General features: G+C 69.5%; 19 protein-coding genes and 1 tRNA gene. 6 read left to right on the top strand and 14 right to left on the bottom strand.

Features of this window, described 5'->3' with window-relative positions:
- Positions 1-7: 7 nt before the first annotated feature.
- Positions 8-856 carry an ABC transporter permease gene (locus tag ACSYGN_RS25235; protein WP_460403723.1) on the bottom strand — a complete coding sequence of 283 codons (849 nt, stop codon included), beginning with the start codon at positions 854-856 and terminating at the stop codon, positions 8-10.
- Positions 857-884: 28 nt separating this feature from the next.
- Entirely contained in the window at positions 885-1,685 is an 801-nt protein-coding gene (locus tag ACSYGN_RS25230; protein ID WP_460399346.1) for an ABC transporter permease, read from the bottom strand.
- A gap of 1,050 nt (positions 1,686-2,735) precedes the next feature.
- On the opposite strand from ACSYGN_RS25230, the gene ACSYGN_RS25225 reads away from it, so the two are divergent.
- Complete coding sequence (locus tag ACSYGN_RS25225) at positions 2,736-5,198, top strand: transglycosylase domain-containing protein (protein ID WP_460403721.1); 2,463 nt, start codon at positions 2,736-2,738, stop codon at positions 5,196-5,198.
- A 126-nt stretch (positions 5,199-5,324) separates the two neighbouring features.
- On the opposite strand, the gene ACSYGN_RS25220 is transcribed toward ACSYGN_RS25225, so the two are convergent.
- Positions 5,325-5,627, bottom strand: coding sequence for a GroES family chaperonin (locus ACSYGN_RS25220; protein ID WP_460403719.1), 303 nt, complete (start codon positions 5,625-5,627; stop codon positions 5,325-5,327).
- A gap of 142 nt (positions 5,628-5,769) precedes the next feature.
- On the bottom strand, positions 5,770-6,114 hold the full coding sequence (locus tag ACSYGN_RS25215; RefSeq protein ID WP_460399344.1) for a DUF3618 domain-containing protein: 345 nt from the start codon (positions 6,112-6,114) through the stop codon (positions 5,770-5,772).
- A gap of 93 nt (positions 6,115-6,207) precedes the next feature.
- Between ACSYGN_RS25215 and bcp the strand changes: the two genes are divergently transcribed.
- Together bcp and ACSYGN_RS25205 are read left to right on the top strand one after the other, a co-directional pair.
- Positions 6,208-6,675 carry a thioredoxin-dependent thiol peroxidase gene (gene bcp / locus ACSYGN_RS25210; RefSeq protein WP_460399342.1) on the top strand — a complete coding sequence of 156 codons (468 nt, stop codon included), beginning with the start codon at positions 6,208-6,210 and terminating at the stop codon, positions 6,673-6,675.
- Positions 6,676-6,825: 150 nt separating this feature from the next.
- Positions 6,826-6,912 (top strand) — tRNA-Leu (locus tag ACSYGN_RS25205).
- A gap of 6 nt (positions 6,913-6,918) precedes the next feature.
- Here ACSYGN_RS25205 and rdgB read toward each other — a convergent pair.
- The 4 genes from rdgB to ACSYGN_RS25185 form a co-directional block, all read right to left on the bottom strand.
- A complete protein-coding gene (gene rdgB / locus ACSYGN_RS25200) occupies positions 6,919-7,530 on the bottom strand; it encodes an RdgB/HAM1 family non-canonical purine NTP pyrophosphatase (protein ID WP_460399340.1) in 612 nt (203 codons plus the stop codon).
- A 94-nt stretch (positions 7,531-7,624) separates the two neighbouring features.
- A complete protein-coding gene (locus tag ACSYGN_RS25195) occupies positions 7,625-8,092 on the bottom strand; it encodes a hypothetical protein (protein WP_460399338.1) in 468 nt (155 codons plus the stop codon).
- A gap of 178 nt (positions 8,093-8,270) precedes the next feature.
- Complete coding sequence (rph, locus tag ACSYGN_RS25190; protein WP_460399336.1) at positions 8,271-9,020, bottom strand: ribonuclease PH; 750 nt, start codon at positions 9,018-9,020, stop codon at positions 8,271-8,273.
- A 170-nt stretch (positions 9,021-9,190) separates the two neighbouring features.
- Positions 9,191-9,424 (bottom strand): glucose PTS transporter subunit EIIB, encoded by a 234-nt coding sequence (locus ACSYGN_RS25185; RefSeq protein WP_460399334.1) that lies wholly within the window; start codon positions 9,422-9,424, stop codon positions 9,191-9,193.
- A 189-nt stretch (positions 9,425-9,613) separates the two neighbouring features.
- Here ACSYGN_RS25185 and ACSYGN_RS25180 point away from each other — a divergent pair, with 189 nt between their 5' ends.
- Together ACSYGN_RS25180 and ACSYGN_RS25175 are read left to right on the top strand one after the other, a co-directional pair.
- On the top strand, positions 9,614-10,924 hold the full coding sequence (locus tag ACSYGN_RS25180; protein WP_460399332.1) for a PTS transporter subunit EIIC: 1,311 nt from the start codon (positions 9,614-9,616) through the stop codon (positions 10,922-10,924).
- Positions 10,925-11,303: 379 nt separating this feature from the next.
- Positions 11,304-12,554 (top strand): PTS transporter subunit EIIC, encoded by a 1,251-nt coding sequence (locus tag ACSYGN_RS25175; RefSeq protein WP_460399330.1) that lies wholly within the window; start codon positions 11,304-11,306, stop codon positions 12,552-12,554.
- Between the two features lie 112 nt (positions 12,555-12,666).
- Here the strand turns inward: ACSYGN_RS25175 and ACSYGN_RS25170 are convergent, their stop codons facing one another.
- Positions 12,667-13,011, bottom strand: a complete 345-nt coding sequence (locus ACSYGN_RS25170) for a hypothetical protein (protein WP_460399328.1) — start codon at positions 13,009-13,011, stop codon at positions 12,667-12,669.
- Between the two features lie 134 nt (positions 13,012-13,145).
- Positions 13,146-13,898 carry an MBL fold metallo-hydrolase gene (locus ACSYGN_RS25165; RefSeq protein ID WP_460399326.1) on the bottom strand — a complete coding sequence of 251 codons (753 nt, stop codon included), beginning with the start codon at positions 13,896-13,898 and terminating at the stop codon, positions 13,146-13,148.
- Positions 13,899-14,170: 272 nt separating this feature from the next.
- Here ACSYGN_RS25165 and ACSYGN_RS25160 point away from each other — a divergent pair, with 272 nt between their 5' ends.
- Positions 14,171-14,620, top strand: coding sequence for a type II toxin-antitoxin system PemK/MazF family toxin (locus ACSYGN_RS25160; protein WP_460399324.1), 450 nt, complete (start codon positions 14,171-14,173; stop codon positions 14,618-14,620).
- A gap of 65 nt (positions 14,621-14,685) precedes the next feature.
- Here the strand turns inward: ACSYGN_RS25160 and ACSYGN_RS25155 are convergent, their stop codons facing one another.
- The 4 genes from ACSYGN_RS25155 to ACSYGN_RS25140 form a co-directional block, all read right to left on the bottom strand.
- On the bottom strand, positions 14,686-15,261 hold the full coding sequence (locus tag ACSYGN_RS25155) for a hypothetical protein (protein WP_460399322.1): 576 nt from the start codon (positions 15,259-15,261) through the stop codon (positions 14,686-14,688).
- Between the two features lie 294 nt (positions 15,262-15,555).
- Positions 15,556-17,637 (bottom strand): S53 family peptidase, encoded by a 2,082-nt coding sequence (locus tag ACSYGN_RS25150; protein WP_460399320.1) that lies wholly within the window; start codon positions 17,635-17,637, stop codon positions 15,556-15,558.
- Between the two features lie 592 nt (positions 17,638-18,229).
- Positions 18,230-19,180: a PLP-dependent cysteine synthase family protein gene (locus tag ACSYGN_RS25145; protein ID WP_460399318.1), complete on the bottom strand. Its 951-nt coding sequence runs from the start codon at positions 19,178-19,180 to the stop codon at positions 18,230-18,232.
- A gap of 17 nt (positions 19,181-19,197) precedes the next feature.
- Entirely contained in the window at positions 19,198-19,476 is a 279-nt protein-coding gene (locus tag ACSYGN_RS25140) for a MoaD/ThiS family protein (RefSeq protein ID WP_460399316.1), read from the bottom strand.
- Between the last annotated feature and the right edge of the window lie 96 nt (positions 19,477-19,572).

Raw genomic sequence — 19,572 nt, 5'->3', positions numbered from 1 at the left:
GAGTTCCTCAGTTCCCCGTGCTCCGGTACGACCGCAGGCCCGCCCGCCACGCCAGCCCGGCGAGCGCGCAGCAGCCCGCCGCCACCAGCGGCGTCAGGAACGCCGCCCACTCCGGCAGGCCCAGCGGATACGGCAGCCCCAGCACATAGGTCGCGGGCAGCCAGTTGACGAACGCGAGCGGCACCACGTACGTCACCCCGCGCACCAGTTCCTTCGCGAACACCGTCGGCGGGTACTGGAGCAGAGTCGTACCGCCGTAGGTGAACGCGTTCTGCACCTCGGACGCGTCCTGCGCCACGAACTGGAACGCCGCGCCCGCCACGAACACCGAACAGAAGATCAAGCCGCCGCTGACCACCGTCACCGGCATGAGCAGCAGTTTCAACGGGGTCCAGTCGACGTCGAGCCGGGAGAGGGCGTAGCCCAGCACCAGGATGCCCTGCGCGATACGGCCCAGCCGCTTCAGTCCGAAGCGGTCCGCCGCGACCTGCGCGAGCACCGGCGCCGGGCGCACCAGCAGCGTGTCCAGCGTGCCGTCGCGCACCCGCTGGCCGAGCCGTTCCATCGAGCCGATAGCCAGGTCCGCGATCCCGAACGCCGTGGTGGACAGGCCGTAGAGGAAGGCGACCTGGGGCAGTTCCCAGCCGCCGAGCGCGTCCACCCGGGTGAACATCAGCAGGATCGCGACGAAGTCGAGGACCGTTGCCGCGAAGTTGCCGACGGTGGTCATCACGAAGGACACCCGGTACGCCATCGTGGAGCGGATCCACATCGCGGCGATCATCCGGTAGGCGCGCAGTCCGGCGAGCACACCGTTCACGCGCTCCGCGCCGCCGAAGGGCTCCGGTGCGCGCACGGGGTTCCCGGTCGCCTTCCGGGCGGTCTCAGCCACCCTGCACCACCACCCGCCGTGTCGCCGCCGTCTGCACCAGCCGTCCCAGCCCCAACAGAGCCGCCGCCCATGAGCCTTGGAAGAGGAACGTGCCCCATGGGTCGCCGTGGCCGAGCAGTACGTCCGCCGGCGCCTGGAGCAACGACGACCACGGCAGTGCGCGGGCGATCTCACCGAAGGTGCCCGGGAACACGTTCAGCGGGAGCATCATCCCGGAGAAGAAGTACCCGAGGATCCACGCCATTTGCGTCACCCCGGCGCCGTCCAGCAGCCAGAACGCGCTCAGCGCCACCAGGTAACGGATCCCGAAACTGACCACCATCCCCAGCACCACGGACACCAGGAAGCCCGCCCACGCGGAGAACTCGGTGGGCAGTGCATGCGGGAAGATCAACGACCCGATGACGAACGGCGCGACGCCCCGGCCCAGCAACTGGAACAGCGCCCGTCCCACGTCGGCGGACAGCCACCACAGTTGGAGATCGGCGGGGCGGTAGAGGTCTACGGCGATGTTGCCGGTGCGGATGCGTTCCATCAGCTCGTTCTCGACCCCACCGCCCCCGATGGCCAGCGTGGACAGCAGGGCCTGGCCGAGCCAGACGTACGTCACGGCCTGGGCCTGGTCGTAGCCGCCGAGATGCGGCTTCACGTCCCACAGGGCCAGATAGGTGTAGACGAGGACGAGGCCGAAAACAGTATTGGTGAACACCCCCGCCGCAGTCGCCATCCGATACGTCGCGTACCTTCTGAAACCCCCCGCAGCGACGGCCGTGTACAACCGTCCCGCACCCACTCCGACCGTCCTTCCGCCGTACCGGCACCGAAGCGCAGGAGCCTAGTGCCCGGGTGATCCGACGGGCCAGGCATTTTTCTGCCGCACACGCGCCGGAATCCGGGAACGGAACGCATGGTGGGAGAGTCTTCATCTGGGGGCGCAGAAGGCGTACGAGATCGTACGGGAACGTACGAGGCGAAACAGGAGTCCGTGCACGACATGAGCGACGAGCCGAAGCCGCAGCAGCCGACCGAGCGTTCGGCACCGAGACAGCCGCAGGCGGCGGAGGAGACGGAAGCGCCGAAGGAGTCGGGCGGGGAGAAGGAGAGCAGCGGGAAGAGCCAGAGCGCCGCGCGCGGCGAGCGCGACGACCGCGACGCGCGCAACGGGAAGACCGAGGCGCGCGGAAGCGGGAACGGCGGCAGCGGCGAGGAGAGCCGTGAGGCTCCGGCCGGTCCGGCCCGTCCGGCCGGTCCAACAGCTCCTGCCGCTCCCAGGACCCCGAAGCCCAGGAATGCGCCGGAACCGGCCAAGACGCCGGAGTCGGTGACGGCCCCGGCCGCGAAGCCTGCGAAGTCCACGGATGCCGCAGAGGCCGCCCAGGAGTCCCGGAAGGCTCCGGTGGCCCGGAAGACGCCGGAAGCCGCCGCACGGAACCGCAGCGACGCCTCGGCGGACCGGAAGGCCCCGGCGCAGCCCAAGGGCGGCCCTGCGGGCCCTGCGGGTACGGCACGCCCGGCCACCCCGGCCACCCCGGCGAGCCAGGACAACCCGGAGACCCTCCAGATCCGGAAGATCGAGGACACCCCCCGGAAGGCCACGCGGCCCGGTCAGTCCCGGCAGCCCGGGCAGCCGCGCCAGGCTCCCGCCGCTCCGGACAACCCGGAGACGCTCCAGATCCGCCGTATTCCGGACAACGGCAAGACGCCGCGCACCGGAAAGGACCGCCAGACCCAGCAGACCCAGCAGACCCAGCAGAACCGGCAGACCCAGCGGAACCGGCAGACCCAGCGGAACCAGCAGTCGTCTCCGCCCCAGCAGGACCACAAGACGCAGCAGATCCGCCGTATCCCGGCGAGCGCCGCGACCGCCGCGACCGCCGCCGGTGCGGCCACCGCCGCTGCCGCCGCGAGCGCGGCCGCCGCCACCCCTGCGGCCCCGCCGACCGGCCCGGCCGGGAAGTCCCGAAAGGGCGGCGGACCGCATCAGACGACCGCCTCCCCGGAGCAGCAGCCCGGCACCCCTCCCACAGACGAACCCGAGAACTCCAAGAAGCCCAAGCGCCCCAAGCGCAAGGGCTTGCGCCGTCTCATCCCCACCTGGCGGTTCATGCTCGTCACCGTGGTGGTCGGAGTGCTCCTGCTGTTCGGGCTGTTCTTCCTCGGCTACTCCATGGTCAAGATCCCGCCCGCCAACGCGTTGGCGATGAAGCAGGCGAACGTCTATCTCTACGCGGACGGCAGCCAGATCGCCCGCGACGGTGAGATCAACCGGGAGAACGTCGGCCTCGCGCAGATCTCCAAGGACGCCCAACACGCCGTACTGGCCGCCGAGGACCGGGACTTCTACACGGAGTCGGCCGTCGACCCCAAGGCGATGCTGCGCGCGGGCTGGAACACGGCGACCGGCAAGGGCAAGCAGTCCGGGTCCACGATCACCCAGCAGTACGTGAAGAACTACTACCTGGCCCAGGACCAGACCGTCACCCGCAAGGTGAAGGAGTTCTTCATCTCGATCAAGCTGGACCGCACCAAATCCAAGAACCAGATCCTGGAGGGCTATCTCAACACCAGCTTCTTCGGCCGCAACGCCTACGGCATCCAGGCCGCCGCACAGGCGTACTACGGCGTGGACGCCACCGGTCTCGACGCGGGCCGCGCCGCCTACCTGGCCGCGCTGGTGAACGCGCCCAGCGAGTACGACGTGGTCGCGCACCCGGAGAACAAGGCCGCCGCCGTGGCCCGTTGGAACTATGTGCTGGACGGCATGGTCACCAAGGGCTGGCTGAGCGAGTCGAAGCGGGCCGGGATGAAGTTCCCGATGCCGAAGGAGCAGATCCTCTCCACCGGCTGGTCCGGGCAGCGCGGGTACATCGTCCTCGCGGTCAAGGACTACCTGACCAGCCACAAGATCCTCGACGCGGACCAACTCGCCGCGGGCGGCTACCGCATCACGACGACCCTGGAGAAGGACAAGCAGGACGCGTTCGTGAAGGCCGTCGACGACAAGCTGATGGCCAAGCTCGACAAGAAGCACCGCAAGGTCGACACCTACGTCCGCGCGGGCGGCGCCTCCGTCGACCCGAAGACCGGCAAGGTCGTCGCGATGTACGGCGGCATCGACTATGTGAAGCAGTACACGAACAACGCCACCCGCGGCGACTACCAGGTCGGCTCCACGTTCAAGCCGTTCGTGTTCACCTCGGCGGTGAACAACGGCTCGACCACGCAGTCCGGCAAGACCATCACGCCCAACACCTACTACGACGGCACCAGCAAGCGCACCGTGCAGGGATGGAGCGGCGGCGCCTACGCGCCGGAGAACGAGGACGAGCGGTCGTACGGCCAGATCACCGTGCGCAACGCGACCGACAAGTCCGTGAACTCGGTGTACGCGCAGATGGCGGTCGACGTGGGTCCGTCCAAGGTCAAGCAGACCGCGGTCGGCCTGGGCATCCCGGCCGGCACCAAGGACCTCCAGCCGTACCCGTCGATCGCGCTCGGCACCGCCACCGCGAGCGTGCTCGACATGGCGGAGGCGTACGCGACACTTGCCAACCACGGTGAGCACGGCACGTACACGATGGTCGAGAAGATCACCAGGAACGGCACCAAGGACATCACCCTGCCGCAGTCCACCGTCAAGAAGGCCGTCAGCCGCGAGGCCGCCGACACCACCACCTCGGTGCTCCAAAGCGTCGTCGAGAACGGCACCGCCACGGCCGCGAAGGCCGTGGGCCGTCCGGCGGCCGGCAAGACCGGTACCGCGGAGAGCGACAAGGCGGCCTGGTTCGCCGGGTACACGCCCGACCTCGCCACGGTGGTCTCGGTGATGGGCCAGGACCCGGTGACGGCACGCCAGCAGCCGCTCTACGGCGCGATGGGCCTGGAACGCATCAACGGCGGCGGGGCGCCCACCGAGATCTGGGCCGCGTACACCAAGGCGGCGCTGAAGGGCGAATCGGTGAAGGACTTCAACCTCCAGCTCCAGGACGGCGCCGAGGAGATCGCGCCGCCCAGCATCGCGCCCAGCGACAACCAGTCCACGACTCCCACGAACACCGCGACCCCGAGCACCGGCGGCACGAACGACGGCGGCACGGGCACCGTCACCCCGACCCAGGGCACCACCCCCACGCAGGGCGGCACCCCGACCGACGGCGGCACCTCGACCGGCGGGACGGGCACCGGCGGCGGCACCACGCCCGGCACCGGCACGCCCGGGGGCGGGGGCGCCACGACGAACGGCGGCATCACGGGCGGCATCCTCGGCGGCACCTCCAACGGCACCACCAGTACCCGGAGGCAGTGACCGGACGGGAGTGGCAGAACGGCGATGGGCCGGTGACCCTCTGGTCACCGGCCCATCGCCGTTTCCGTCCTGCCCGCCGTCGGATCAGAGGCACAGGCCCCCGGATCGGAGGTACAGGCCCTCGGATCAGAGGTACAGACCCGTCGAATCTTCCGAGCCCTCGAAGCGGTCCGCCGCCACAGCGTGGAGGTCGCGTTCACGCATCAGCACATAGGCGATGCCCCGCACCTCCACCTCCGCGCGGTCCTCCGGGTCGTACAGGACCCGGTCGCCCGGCTCCACGCTGCGTACGTTCTGCCCCACCGCGACGACCTCGGCCCACGCGAGGCGGCGGCCCACGGCGGCTGTCGCGGGGATCAGGATGCCGCCGCCCGAACGACGCTCGCCCTCGCTGGTGTCCTGCCGCACGAGTACACGGTCGTGCAGCATCCGGATGGGCAGTTTGTCGTGCTGGGTGCTGGTATCGCTTCTCTTGGCGCTCACACCTTCGAACCTACCTGCCTTTGCCGCGTCCGTACGCCGCCGGGTCGGAGGTCATCGGGTCACCAGGTCACCGGGTCGGGTCAGCAGGTCACCGGGAGCGCCGTCGGCGCCGGGCGCCCAGGGCCAGCAGGCCCACCACCCCGACGGCCACCAGCGCGACCGGCACGATCCGCTCCAGGCGGGGCCGGTCCTCCTCGTCGACGAACTGCGCCCTGACCTCGCTCACCACCCGGTTGACGTGGACGTAGGCCTGTCCGAGGGTGCGGTCGACATCGGCCGCGACCTTGGCCTTGGCGTCGCCGACGATGGTCTTCGGATGCACCCGCACCCCGATCTCGTCGAGCGTGTCGGCCAGCGTCGACCGGCGGCGCTCGATGTCCGCCTCGATCTGCGCCGGTGTTCTGGTGTCCGGTGTGTTCGACGTGTCCGCCACCGTACGGCCTCCGAAGTCATCTATTGCTGTTCCGGACAGTCTGTCAGCTTTGCGCTCCGCCGCATCGCCAGGACCCCCCGTTACGCTAGCCGGATGAGCGAGCGACTCCAGCCCGGGGACGTGGCCCCGGACTTCACCCTGCCCGACGCCGACGGTAACGAGGTGTCCCTGGCAGCCCGCAAGGGCCGCAAGGTCATCGTCTACTTCTACCCCGCGGCCCTCACCCCGGGCTGCACCAAGCAGGCGTGCGACTTCACCGACAACCTGGAGCTGCTGGCCGGCGCGGGCTACGACGTGATCGGCGTCTCCCCGGACAAGCCGGAGAAGCTGGCAAAGTTCCGGGAGAAGGAGCACCTCAAGGTCACCCTGGTGGCCGACCCGGACAAGAAGGTCCTGGAAGCCTACGGCGCGTACGGCGAGAAGAAGCTCTACGGAAAGACGGTCGTCGGGGTCATCCGCTCCACGGTCGTCGTGGACGAGGAGGGCAAGGTCGAGCGGGCCCTCTACAACGTCAAGGCGACCGGACATGTGGCCAAGATCATCAAGGATCTCGGGATCTGAGGGTCCCTGAGGGTCCCGCGATGTGATCCTGGTGCCGTCAGCCCGCCCGGTTGGGCGGGCTGATGCGCGTACATCGGCATATCGGCCGCCATCGTCGGGATATGGGTGGCGTTACCGCCCCCCGCGCCCGATAACATGACCGGACACCGGGCGGCCGTGGTGGAATTGGCAGTCACGCTGGGTTTAGGTCCCAGTGGGGTAACACCCGTGAGGGTTCGAGTCCCTCCGGCCGCACCAGAACGTCTACGACCGCTGGTCCAGCAGCTCGCGCAGCACCGGGACGAGCGCACGGAACGCCTTGCCCCGGTGGCTGATCGCGTTCTTCTCCTGAGGCGTCAGCTCCGCGCAGGTCCGCGACTCCCCCTCCGGCTGGAGGACGGGGTCGTAGCCGAAACCGTTCGTGCCCGTCGGGGCGTGCCTCAGGACCCCCACCAGCCGGCCCTCGACCACCCGCTCCCGCCCGTCCGGCAGGGCCAGCGCCGCCGCACAGGCGAAGTGGGCGCCGCGGTGCTCGTCGGCGATATCGGCGAGCTGGGCCAGCAGCAGCTCCAGATTGGCCCGGTCGTCGCCGTGCTTCCCGGCCCAGCGGGCGGAGAAGATGCCGGGCGCGCCGTTCAGTACGTCGACGCAGAGGCCGGAGTCGTCGGCGATCGCCGGGTGCCCGGTGGCCTGCGCCAGGGCGTGGGCCTTCAGGAGCGCGTTCTCGGCGAAGGTGACGCCCGTCTCCTTCACGTCGGGGATGTCGGGGTAGGCCTCGGCGCCGACGAGGTCATGGGGCAGTCCCGCGTCGGCGAGGATGGACCGGAGTTCGGCGATCTTCCCGGCGTTGCGGGTGGCGAGGATCAGACGGGTCATGGGTCCAGTATCCCGAGGGCCCGCCGTCCGTCTCCCGCCACCCGTCAGCCCGCGGCGGCTGCAGCAAGTGCGCCGGCTCCACCGGCTGTGGCCCCTACGACGTGCAGACCTTGGTCAGCTCACCCGCCGCGTCCGTGACGGGGCTGATGTCCGGGGTGTTGTCGCCGTTCTTGATGGCCGTGCGGACGTTACCGACGGCCTTCTGGAGGTGGTCCACCGCCTTGTTGACGTCGGCGTTGTCCGTCTTGTCGCCGATCTTGTCGAGGTCCCGTTCGATGGCGTTCAGGGACTCGTCGGTCTGCGTCGGGTCGTTGGCCGCGTTCTCCACCGCCTGCTGGAGGTCGGTGACGCTGTCGGCTATGGAGTCGGCGGTCTGGACGCAGTCCAGGGCCTTGTCGACCGCGTCGCACCCGGTGGCGAACCCGGCGGTGAGCACGGTGACCGCCAGCGCGGCGGCGACGGCGGTGATACGGCGCCGGCCGCGTGCCCGATCACGACCCTGATCGAGTGTCCGGTCATGTCCCCGGTCATGTCCCCGGTACCGGCGGCGGCTCGCGGCCATGCTGTGTTCCCTCCCCTTGGGCGTGGCCGGGCGCGCGGTGTGATGCCGCGCGCCCGTACCGTTACTGACGCGAGGGCGACCGGCCCGGTTGCCCGCACCGGCCACTCTCTTTTGCGTGCCCTTTACCCACTCGGGGTCCCCGCCTCACCCGCCGCGCCAGTCACACCTGCCCGGCGCGCTACTTCTCGGCAGCCGCGCCGAGAATCGTGCCCAGTGCCTCCTGCTGGAGCGACGCCAGCTCGCCGCAGCCCGCGACCGCCAGGTCCAGCAGTGCGTTCAGCTCGTCGCGTGCGAACGGCTCGGCCTCGGCGGTGCCCTGGACCTCGACGAAGCGGCCGTCGCCGGTGCAGACCACATTCATGTCGGTCTCGGCCCTGACGTCCTCCTCGTAGCAGAGGTCGAGCAGCGGGACCCCGCCGACGATGCCGACCGAGACGGCCGACACGGTGCCGGTGAGCGGCTGGCGGCTCGCGCGGATCAGCTTCCTGCCCCGCGCCCAGGCCACCGCGTCGGCGAGGGCGACGTAGGCGCCGGTGATCGCGGCCGTGCGGGTGCCGCCGTCCGCCTGGAGGACGTCACAGTCCAGGACGATCGTGTTCTCGCCGAGTGCCTTGTAGTCGATCACCGCGCGCAGCGAGCGGCCGATCAGACGGCTGATCTCATGGGTGCGTCCGCCGATCCTGCCCTTGACGGACTCGCGGTCGCCCCGCGTGTTGGTGGCCCGCGGCAGCATGGCGTACTCGGCGGTCACCCAGCCCTCGCCGCTGCCCCTGCGCCAGCGCGGGACGCCCTCGGTGAAGGAAGCGGTGCACAAGACCTTCGTGTCGCCGAAGGAGACGAGGACGGAGCCCTCGGCGTGCTTGCTCCAGCCGCGTTCGATGGTGACGGGGCGGAGCTGTTGGGGGGTGCGGCCGTCGATTCGTGACATGCCGCCGAGCCTAGCCGCAGCTGTGGGCAAGGCAGCCCGCGCCTGTGGAAAGGGACTCGTAGGAGGGACATCGAGGGACATCAGGAAGGGCATCGGGAGAGACATGCCGAAAGGGCCCTCCCAGGCGGGAGGGCCCTACGGCGTGGTGGTGACGGTCTCGTGGAGTCCGGTCACATCATGTCTTCGATCTCCGCGGCGATCGGGTCGGCGTCCGTGCCGATGACGACCTGGATGGCGTTGCCCATCTTCACAACGCCGTGCGCGCCGGCGGCCTTGAGGGCGGCGTCGTCGACCAGGGAGGCGTCGGCCACCTCGGTCCGCAGGCGGGTGATGCAGCCTTCGATCTCCTCGATGTTCTCGATGCCGCCCAGCCCGGCGACGATCTTCTCAGCCTTGGTGGCCATGTTCTGTCTCCCTGATCCGAACTGCTTTGTCGCAGTAACCCACAGTTGGCCCAACTTCGCGAGCGGTCTCGCCGTAGGTGCCGAAGGATGGCGTTCACGACATGGCGACCGTCGTCCACGGTTGGTCTACACCACCTTACGTGCGGTCGCCAAACCGCCCCTGGTCCGCGGCAGCCGGGAGGGACATCCATGAGCGCGGCGAGCGCAGGCAACGCCGGTGGCGCGGACCTCAGTTCGTGGCACATCCGGCGTCGGCGGCTCTTCCAGGGCGTACAGAAGATGGGCCGCAGCCTCCAGCTCCCGATCGCCGTCCTGCCCGCCGCGGGCATCCTCAACCGGCTCGGGCAGCCCGATGTGTTCGGGGACGACGGACTGGGGTGGACCGATGTCTCCAAGGTGATGAAGGGCGCGGGCGGCGCGCTGCTGGACGGTTCGATCGGGCTGCCGCTGCTGTTCTGCGTGGGCGTCGCGATCGGGATGGCGAAGAAGGCGGACGGCTCCACGGCGCTGGCGGCGGTGGCAGGTTTTCTCGTCTACTACGGCGTGCTGCACCAGTTCCCGGAGGGCTGTCCGGGCGGCTCGAAGGAGCTGCCCGGCATCGGCTGCCAGGTGAGCGAGGGGTCGGTGACGGCGTTCACCTTCCAGAACCCGGGGGTGTTCGGCGGGATCGTGCTGGGTCTGCTGTCGGCCTTCTTCTGGGCGCGCTACCACCGTACGAAGCTGGTGGACTGGCTGGGCTTCTTCAACGGCCGCCGTCTCGTCCCGATCATCATGGCGTTCGTGGCCATCGCGTTCGCGGCGCTGTGTCTGTGGGTCTGGCCGCCGATCGGCCGCGGGCTGGAGCACTTCAGCGACTGGCTGAACGGGCTGGGCTCCTGGGGCGCGGGGGTGTTCGGTGTCGCGAACCGGGCGCTGCTGGTGGTGGGCCTGCACCAGTTCCTGAACGTGCCCATCTGGTTCCAGTTCGGCACCTACAAGACGCCCGACGGCACGGTGGTGCACGGCGACATCAACATGTTCCTGGCGGGCGACCCGAACGCGGGCCAGTTCACCTCGGGCTTCTTCCCGATCATGATGTTCGCGCTCCCGGCGGCGGCCCTGGCCATCACGCACACCGCGCTGCCGCACCGCCGCAAGGAGGTCGGCGGTCTGATGCTGTCGGTGGCGCTGACGTCGTTCGTCACCGGCATCACCGAGCCGATCGAGTACTCGTTCCTGTTCGTGGCCCCGCTGCTGTACGCGGTGCACGCGCTGCTGACGGGTGCGTCGATGACGGTCACCTGGGCGCTCGGGGTGCACGACGGGTTCAGCTTCTCCGCCGGTCTGATCGACTACATCATCAACTGGAACCTGGCGACCAAACCCTGGGCGATCATCCCGATCGGGTTGTGCTTCGCCGCCGTCTACTACGTGGTCTTCCGCTTCGCCATCACGAAATTCGACCTGAAAACGCCGGGCCGGGAACCCGAGGAAGAGGTCGAGGACACCACCAAGGCGTGACGGGGACATACCCCCAGGCGTAATCAAAGACGTCACCGAAGGCATCACCGAAGATGTCACCGAAGACGTCACCGAAGACGTCACCGCGGCGATACCCGGAGGCCCCGAATCGGTTGACCGGACGGGGCCTTCGCCATGCACTCTGACGCCCTCCGCAGGAGGGGCCAATAGGCCCGCTGCGCCTTCCGGCTGGCCCGCCCTCAGACCCTCGCCAGGACGCCTCACCCCGGCTTTCAATCTTGCCGAGAATCTTCCATTTTTCCCGATGGAAGCCTTAACCAAACCGTAGTGGTGCTGATGGGTTCCTTATCTCCCCTTCATCGTGCTACAACAGGTCTACACCACTGAGTGGTGTAGACCACCACCCGATGGAGGATCTATGAGCACCGCCACCGCATCGGCGGCCCCCGCAAAGAAGTGGGGATCAAGCCTGTTCCAGGGGCTTCAGAAGGTCGGCCGCAGCCTTCAGCTGCCCATCGCCGTGCTGCCTGCGGCTGGCATCCTGCTGCGGCTCGGTCAGCCCGACGTGTTCGGCGCGGACGGCCTCGGCTGGGGCAAGGTCGCCTCGGTGTTCGCCACCGCCGGCGACGCCGTCTTCGCCAATCTGCCGCTGCTGTTCTGCGTGGGCATCGCCATCGGATTCGCGAAGAAGGCCGACGGCTCCACTGCGCTGGCGGCGCTGGTCGGCTTCCTGGTCTACAAGAACGTGCTGACCGCGTTCCCGATCACGGACGCCAAGATCACCAAGGGCGCCGACATCGCCGCCACGTACAACGACCCGAAGGTCCTCGGCGGCATCATCATGGGCCTGATAGCCGCCGTGACGTGGCAGCGCTTCCACCGCACCAAGCTCCCCGACTGGCTGGGCTTCTTCAACGGCCGCCGTCTGGTGCCCATCCTGATGGCCTTCATCGGCACCGGCATCGGCGTCTTCTTCGGCCTGGTCTGGGAGCCCGTCGGCAAGGTCATCACAAACTTCGGCGAGTGGATGACGGGCCTCGGCGCCGTCGGCGCGGGCATCTTCGGCGCCATCAACCGCGCGCTTCTCCCGGTCGGCATGCACCAGTTCGTCAACACGGTGGCCTGGCAGGAGATCGGCTCCTACAAGGACTCCGCCGGTGTCGTGTGGCACGGTGACCTGCCGCGCTTCTTCCACGGTGACCCGACCGCGGGCCAGTTCATGACCGGCTTCTTCCCGATCATGATGTTCGCCCTCCCGGCGGCCGCCCTCGCGATCACCCACGCCGCCCGCCCGGAGCGCCGCAAGGTTGTCGGCGGCATGATGATCTCCCTCGCGCTGACCTCGTTCGTCACCGGCATCACCGAGCCGATCGAGTTCGCGTTCATGTTCATCGCCCCGCTGCTGTACGTGATCCACGCGCTGCTGACCGCCCTGTCCATGGCCGTCACCTGGTCCCTGGGCGTGCACCACGGCTTCAGCTTCTCGGCCGGCGCGATCGACTACTTCCTCAACTGGAACATGGCCACCAAGCCCTGGATGATCATCCCGATCGGCCTGGTCTTCGCGGCGATCTACTACTTCGTGTTCCGCTTCGCCATCATCAAGTTCAACATCCCGACCCCGGGCCGTGAGCCCGACGAGGAGATCGAGGACCTCACCAAGGCGTAACGCCTGAGGCGAGACCCAACGAGTGAGGCTCGGAACCCCCAGGGTTCCGAGCCTCACTCGTTCATTCGTTCATTGGTCCGCCGAAGCCCACCGCGGCGGTTCGGTCACCGCATCAGACGCAGCCGGGGCCCACGCTCGTGGTGCCCGCGTCGTACCGGTCCCAGCCGGCGGTTCCCCCGCTCATGTAGTGCCACATGTGGAAGCTGCAGTGGTAGCCGGCCGACGGACCGGCGTCCACGCGGATCTTCTTCAGGAACTCGAACTGCCGCCACGCGCCCGAAGGGCACTGCTTGGTGTGAGATTCCGAGATCTTCTTCGGCACCAGACACGTTTGGTTCGTCCACGCGGGCACCTGCTCGGCCGCCGAAGCGGACGCGGTCGGGGCCGCAAACCCCATACCGGCCACCAGCCCCACCGTGGCGACCATTACTGCAGAGTACTGACGTACTCCAGCCATGACATCCCCTGTTCGTTTGTTCGCATGGCACGGCGGAGGTCAACCGCCGCGATCAAGGGAAGATGGTATAGACCTTTTAGATCGTCGGTCAATGGACTACGCACTCCCTCGGCAGACTGCGTCACCGCAGCGCGTCAGATCTCGTACGTCGCCCTCGGCACCGCGAGTTCGACCGGGCCGTCGAAGGCCGCGCGGGCGTCGGCGAGGTTGACCCGGGCGTCGGTCCACGGGGGGATGTGGGTGAGCAGCAGACGCCGGGCGCCCGCCCGTGCCGCCGTCTCCCCTGCCTCTCGGCCGTTGAGGTGGAGGTCCGGGATGTCCTCCTTGCCGTGCGTGAACGCCGCCTCGCACAGGAACAGATCGGTGTCGTGGGCGAGTTCGTCCAGCACCGGGGAGACCCCCGTGTCACCGGAGTACGTCAGCGACCGCCCGCCGTGCTCGACCCGGATGCCGTACGTCTCGACGGGGTGGGCCACCCGGTCGACATGCACCGTGAACGGGCCGATGTCGAAGACGGACGGCTTGATGGTGTGGAAGTCGAAGACCTCACTCATGGACGACGCCGACGGTGTGTCCGCGTACGCGGTGGTCAGCCGGTGCTCGGTGCCCTCGGGGCCGTGGACCGGAAGCGGGGCGGCCCGGCCGCCGTCGTGGCGGTAGTAGCGCGCCACGAAGTACGCGCACATGTCGATGCAGTGATCGGGGTGCAGATGGCTGAGAAAGATCGCGTCGAGGTCGTAGAGACCGCAGTGGCGCTGCAGCTCGCCCAGGGCACCGTTGCCCATGTCGAGGAGCAGCCGGAAGCCGTCGGCCTCTACGAGGTAGCTAGAACAGGCCGATTCCGCGGACGGGAACGACCCCGAGCAGCCGACGACGGTGAGCTTCATGAAGCAGAAACCTCCGCTGGCGGTTGTGACGAAACCGGGAGAACCGGGAGCCCGGAAGAGGCCCCGGAGAGAGCGGACCCGGCGGCTGGAAAGAGGGGGGAAGGGCGTCGTGCGGTCCGTCGAGCGTAAGGCGCCAAACCCCCCGAAGCTCCTCCGTCAAGGGCCGTTGTGGGCGAACTCACCTGCGCTGTCACCGGTTCGGCTGGAAGCGGGTGGTGTGAGGTGTGTCGGGGGGCGCACGGGCGTCGGGGTGCGCCGGTACCGTCGTCCGCATGGACAGGTCATGGTGGCTCGCGCTCGCCGCGGTGGTACTGCTCGCGCTGGTTGCGACGCTGGTCGACGGCTGGGGACGGGGGCAGCGGCCGGGCGGCCGGCGCACCCGGCCGCCCGGCCGCCTTGGCCAAGGCGCCGCCGACCGGCCGCGGCCCGCGGAGATCTGGTGGGCCAACGTCCCCTACGAGGACCGTCCCGGCGCCAAGGACCGGCCGTGTCTGGTGCTGTCGGTGCAGGGCAACCGGGTGCTGGTCGCGAAGATCACCAGCCGCGGTGCCGAGGAGCGGACCGGGGTGATCCCCATGCCGCCCGGCTCGGTCGGGGACGCCCGGGGGCGGGCGAGCTTCCTCCAGACCGGTGAGCTGCGCCAGGTGCCGGTACGGGAGTTCCGGCGCCGGGTGGGCACCGTGGACCCGGCGCTGTGGGACCGGGTACGGCATCTGGCCTGACGACGAGTACGGCATCGTGCCTGATGGGACGGGTGGCGGGCGGGGTTCCACGGCTCAGGGGCTCCTCACTCCCCCCGTACGGTCACAGTGACCCCCCACTCCACTATGGCCTTGCAGGCGACATGGTCAGGAGTCGAGGCGCACAACGGACGGGACGCGGTGAGGCGGGCGGTGCCGGTTCCGGTGGCCCGGTAGGCGGCGTTCGAGTCGCCCGGCAGGACCGCGAAGCCCGCGTTGATGGCCTTCAGAACGCCGGTGTCCTTCGCCTTGACCGGCGACCACGGCCGGTCCTTGCTGCCGTCGAGGCTCACCCGGATCTCGCCGCCCTTCGTCAGACAGACGGTGTGTCCGTTGTCGGCGGCGGTGAGGCTGATCGTGCTCGTGCAGCCGGTGGGGGTGACGGGGGCGGTGGATGTGCTGGGGGATGCCGGTGGGGTCGGTGAGGTCGGGGGTGTCACCGAGCGCGACGGGGACGGGGACGCCGAGGAGGAGGACGGAGACGGGGACGGGGATGCCGACGTCGGTGTCCCGCTCTTCCCCTCCGCCGTGCCGGCGCCGTCCGACGAGCCGCAGCCCGCCATGAACAGCGCCGACACCGCCGTGGCGGTCACGGTGGTCCTCAGGAACGTCGTACGACGCATGGTGCGGCCGCCTCTCTGCGGTTGCCCTGGGTGCTGCGGGGTGCGTGCTCCGGGGTTCCGGCGCTGTCCCGTCGGTTGTTGGACGTGCCTCGCCCGCATCAGGATCCACGCCCCACCGCTTTCTCGCCCCCGCCGCCCCTTCCCGTCCCGTCACGGGGGCTCCGCCCCCGTACCCCCGCTCCTCAAACGCCGGAGGGGCTGAAGTGGCGCACGCCGGAGGAGCTGGATTTCAGACGCGCGAGGGCCCCAGCCGGACGCTCAGCCGGCCGGGGCCCGTTCAGGGGTGGTGGCGGGTCAGCTCGTCGTCACGGCGGTGTCGTCGACGACGAAGCTCGTCTGGAGCGAGGAGTCCTCGACGCCGCTGAACTTCAGCGTGACCGTGGAGCCCGCGTAGGAGGACAGGTCGAAGGACTTCTGGGTGTAGCCGGAGGCGGCGTTGAGGTTGGAGTACGTCGCCAGGGTCGTCGAACCGGCGGTCACCGTCAGCTTGTCGTACGCCGTGCTGCTGCTGGTCTCCGCGGTGTCGACGTGGAGGTAGAAGGTGAAGGTCGCCTTGCAGCCGGACGGGACGGTCACCGACTGGGAGAGCGTGTCGGTGTGGGTGGAGCCGTAGCCGTCGAGCCAGGCGTAGTAGGAGCCGCCGTGCGCCGACTCGCTGCTGGAGTTGGTGATGACACCGCTGGACGCCGTCCAGGTGGTGTTGCCCGACTCGAAGCCCGCGTTCCCCAGCAGCTGCGAGGAGGTGCAGGTGCCGCCGCCGGACGAGCTCACCGTCCAGGTGAAGGAGGCGGAGCCGGAGGCGCCGGTGGAGTCGGTCGCCGTGACGGTCGTGCTGTACGTGCCCGCGGTGGACGCCGTACCCGAGATCAGGCCGGTCGAGCTGCTGATGGACAGTCCGGTGGGCAGGCCGGACGCGCTGTAGGTGAGGGTCGCGCCCGCGCTGTCGCTCGCCGAGATCTGGAGGCTGACCGAGCTTCCGGTGACCGTGGACCGGCTGCCGGGGTTGGTGACGGTGACCGTGTTGCCGGTGCTGGTGCCGGAGGTGAAGGCGGCGGTGCCGTTGGGGGTGCCCCAGCCGGTCGGGCCGTCGTAGCCGGTGCCCGCGGTGCAGAAGTACGAGGTGGAGCAGGAGCCGTTGCTGCCGCTGGTCACGTCGTACAGGTTGGAGGTGTGGGAGTACGGGTACTGCGCCGGGTAGTCGCTGGAGCCCGGGGTGCCCGCGAGGGCGTAGACACCGGCGACGATCGGGGAGGAGGCGCTGGTGCCGCCGTAGACCGCCCAGCCCGAGCCGCCGTAGGTGTCGTAGACGGCGACGCCGGTGGCCGGGTCGGCGACCGCCGAGACGTCGGCCTCCATGCGCTTGGAGCAGCCGGTGTCGGTCTGCCAGCTCGGCTTGGCGTCGTAGGAGGAGCAGCCGGAGCCCGTGCCCTCGCTGCTGGACGTGTTCCACACGGACTCGGTCCAGCCGCGGGAGTTGGAGGACGTGGACAGCGCGGTGCCGCCGACGGCCGTCACGTACTGGGAGGTCGCCGGGTACTCGGCGCCGTAGCCGCTGTCACCGGAGGAGACGGTGATGGCGACGCCCGGGTGCTTGAAGTACGAGGTGTCCTCGCTGGTCTGGGAGGAGGACTCGGAGCCGCCCCAGCTGTTGGAGACGAACTTGGCGCCGAGGGTGACGGCCTCGTTCTCGGCGGTGCCGAGGTCGGAGTCGGTGGCGGAGCTGGCCTCGACCAGGATGATGTTGCAGTTGGGGCAGACCGCGCTGACCATGTCGATGTCCAGCGCCTCCTCACCGGCCCAGCCGGTGTCGTTGGAGGGCAGGGAGCTGGTGGAGCCGGTCTGGCTGACCTGCTTGAAGCAGCCGCTGGCCTTGGTGCAGGACGACAGGCCGTAGGTGGAGCGGTAGGTGGCCAGGTCCGACTCGGCGTTGGGGTCGTTGTACGCGTCGACGATCGCGACGGTCAGGCCGGAGCCGCCGGTCGAGGGCAGGTTGTAGGCGCTGTGCAGGTTGGCCGGGCTGAGACCGGAAGGGGTCGCAGCCAGCGCGGCGGACAGCCGCTGCCTGATGTCGGTGCGGCGCTGCGCGAAACAGGCGGCGTGGCCGGGGGTGGCGGTGCCGCACAGACGCGTGGTCGGCACCTTCTGGCCGGCCTTGCCGGTGGCGTGGAAGGTCTGCCGTTCGGGGGCGGTCAGGGCCTTGGCGTTCTGGGCGACGCGGGAGGTGTGGGAGGCCGCCGCGGTGGCGGGCTGGGCCCCGGCCGCGGGGGCCGCCATCAGTCCGGCGACGGTGAGGGCGAGGGCGGGGAGGGCGGCGGTGAGGAGTCTTCGCAGACTCCGCCGTCGGGTACTCGGGCGGAATTCACGCTGGGGGGTCATCGGGGTGCTGCCTCCATCGGTGGGGTAGAGCAGGCAGGCCCTTGACGCGCGTAGCGGCGGCGGAATGCGCAGTCATGAGCATGACATTCAAGCGTCCTGGGATGCCGATGAGCGTGGCATGACAGGACGGCCCGAACGTAGCCCCGGGCGTCAGCCCCCGGCACCGCACGAGGAAGATCTTTGCCGCGCCATGTGCAGCGTTTAGCCCCCTCATAGGAGGGGGTTGGCGCATTGATGAGAGACGGGTCTACGCGCGGAGCCTGCGCCTGTCAGGCGGATCAGGCCGGAGGGCCCAGCGGCTGATGACCATCAACTGGTGAGCGGGGGTCGGCGAGTGACGGCAGCGCCGTCGGCGGCACCCCCGCTCGAAGCGGCTCGGCACGGGGCCGCTGCGACGGGCCCGCTGAAGCCCTCGTCGGCGGGGCCACCACTGACAGCGGAGGAGCGGGAGGCGGTGGGGTGTGGCTCCGGAAGGAGAGTCGCCCCCGCCGCCCCTTCCCGTTCCCGTCCCCGGGGGCTGTGCCCCCGGACCCCCCTTTCGGCCTGGACGGCCTCGTCCTCAAACGCCGGACGGGCTGTCGGGGGGGCCGGCCTACGCCCAGAGCTGGCCCTGGAGGCGTTCGATGGCCTCCTCGGTGGTGGCCGCGGTGTAGACGCCGGTGGACAGGTACTTCCAGCCGCCGTCGGCGACGATGAAGACGATGTCGGCGCTCTCGCCCGCGGTGAGCGCCTTCCTGCCGACGCCGATCGCAGCGTGCAGGGCCGCGCCCGTGGAGACGCCCGCGAAGATGCCCTCCTGCTGCAGGAGTTCACGGGTGCGGGTGACCGCGTCGGCCGAGCCGACCGAGAAGCGGGTGGTGAGCACGGACGCGTCGTACAGCTCCGGTACGAAGCCCTCGTCGAGGTTGCGCAGGCCGTACACCAGATCGTCGTAGCGCGGTTCGGCGGCGACGATCTTCACGTCCGGCTTGTGCTCGCGCAGAAAGCGGCCGACGCCCATCAGGGTGCCGGTGGTGCCGAGTCCGGCGACGAAATGGGTGACGGACGGGAGGTCGGCGAGGATCTCGGGGCCGGTGGTGGCGTAGTGGGCACCCGCGTTGTCCGGGTTGCCATACTGGTAGAGCATCACCCAGTCGGGGTGCTCGGCGGACAGGTCCTTGGCGACGCGTACGGCCGTGTTGGAACCGCCCGCGGCCGGGCTGGGGATGATCTCCGCACCCCACATGCGCAGCAGGTCCCGGCGCTCCTGGGAGGTGTTCTCGGGCATCACGCACACCATGCGGTAGCCCTTGAGTCTGGCCGCCATCGCCAGCGAGATGCCGGTGTTCCCGGAGGTCGGCTCCAGGATGGTGCAGCCCGGGGTGAGCCGGCCGTCCTTCTCGGCCTGCTCGATCATGAACAGCGCGGGGCGGTCCTTGACCGAGCCGGTCGGGTTGCGGTCCTCCAGCTTGGCCCAGAGCCGGACATCGGCGGACGGCGACAGCCGCGGCAGGTGCACCAGCGGGGTGTTGCCCACCGCGGCCAGGGGAGAGTCGTAACGCATCGGGGATCAGCGGCCGATCAGACCATGCCGCCGGCGACGGCGGGCAGGATCGTCACGTTGTCTCCGTCGGCCACCTTGGTGTGGATGCCCTCCAGGAAACGGACGTCCTCGTCGTTCAGATAGATGTTGACGAAGCGGCGCAGTTCGCCGCCCTCGACGATGCGGGCCTGGATGCCCGAGTGCCGGGACTCGAGGTCGGCGAGCAGAGCGGCAAGGGTGTCACCGCTGCCCTCCACCGCCTTCTGACCCTCGGTGTACTGGCGGAGGATGGTCGGGATGCGGACCTCGATGGCCATGGTCTCGGGCTCCTGTCGGAAAGGGTCGTCGGTTCGGGGACGCGCGCGTTCAGGGTTCCCCCGGCTTCGGCTGCGCGCATGCGTCCATGCACAGGG

The organism is Streptomyces sp. YIM S03343, from assembly GCF_054729195.1.
Note: the sequence above shows the minus strand (reverse complement) of the source record. Positions and strands in the feature narration are given on the sequence as shown.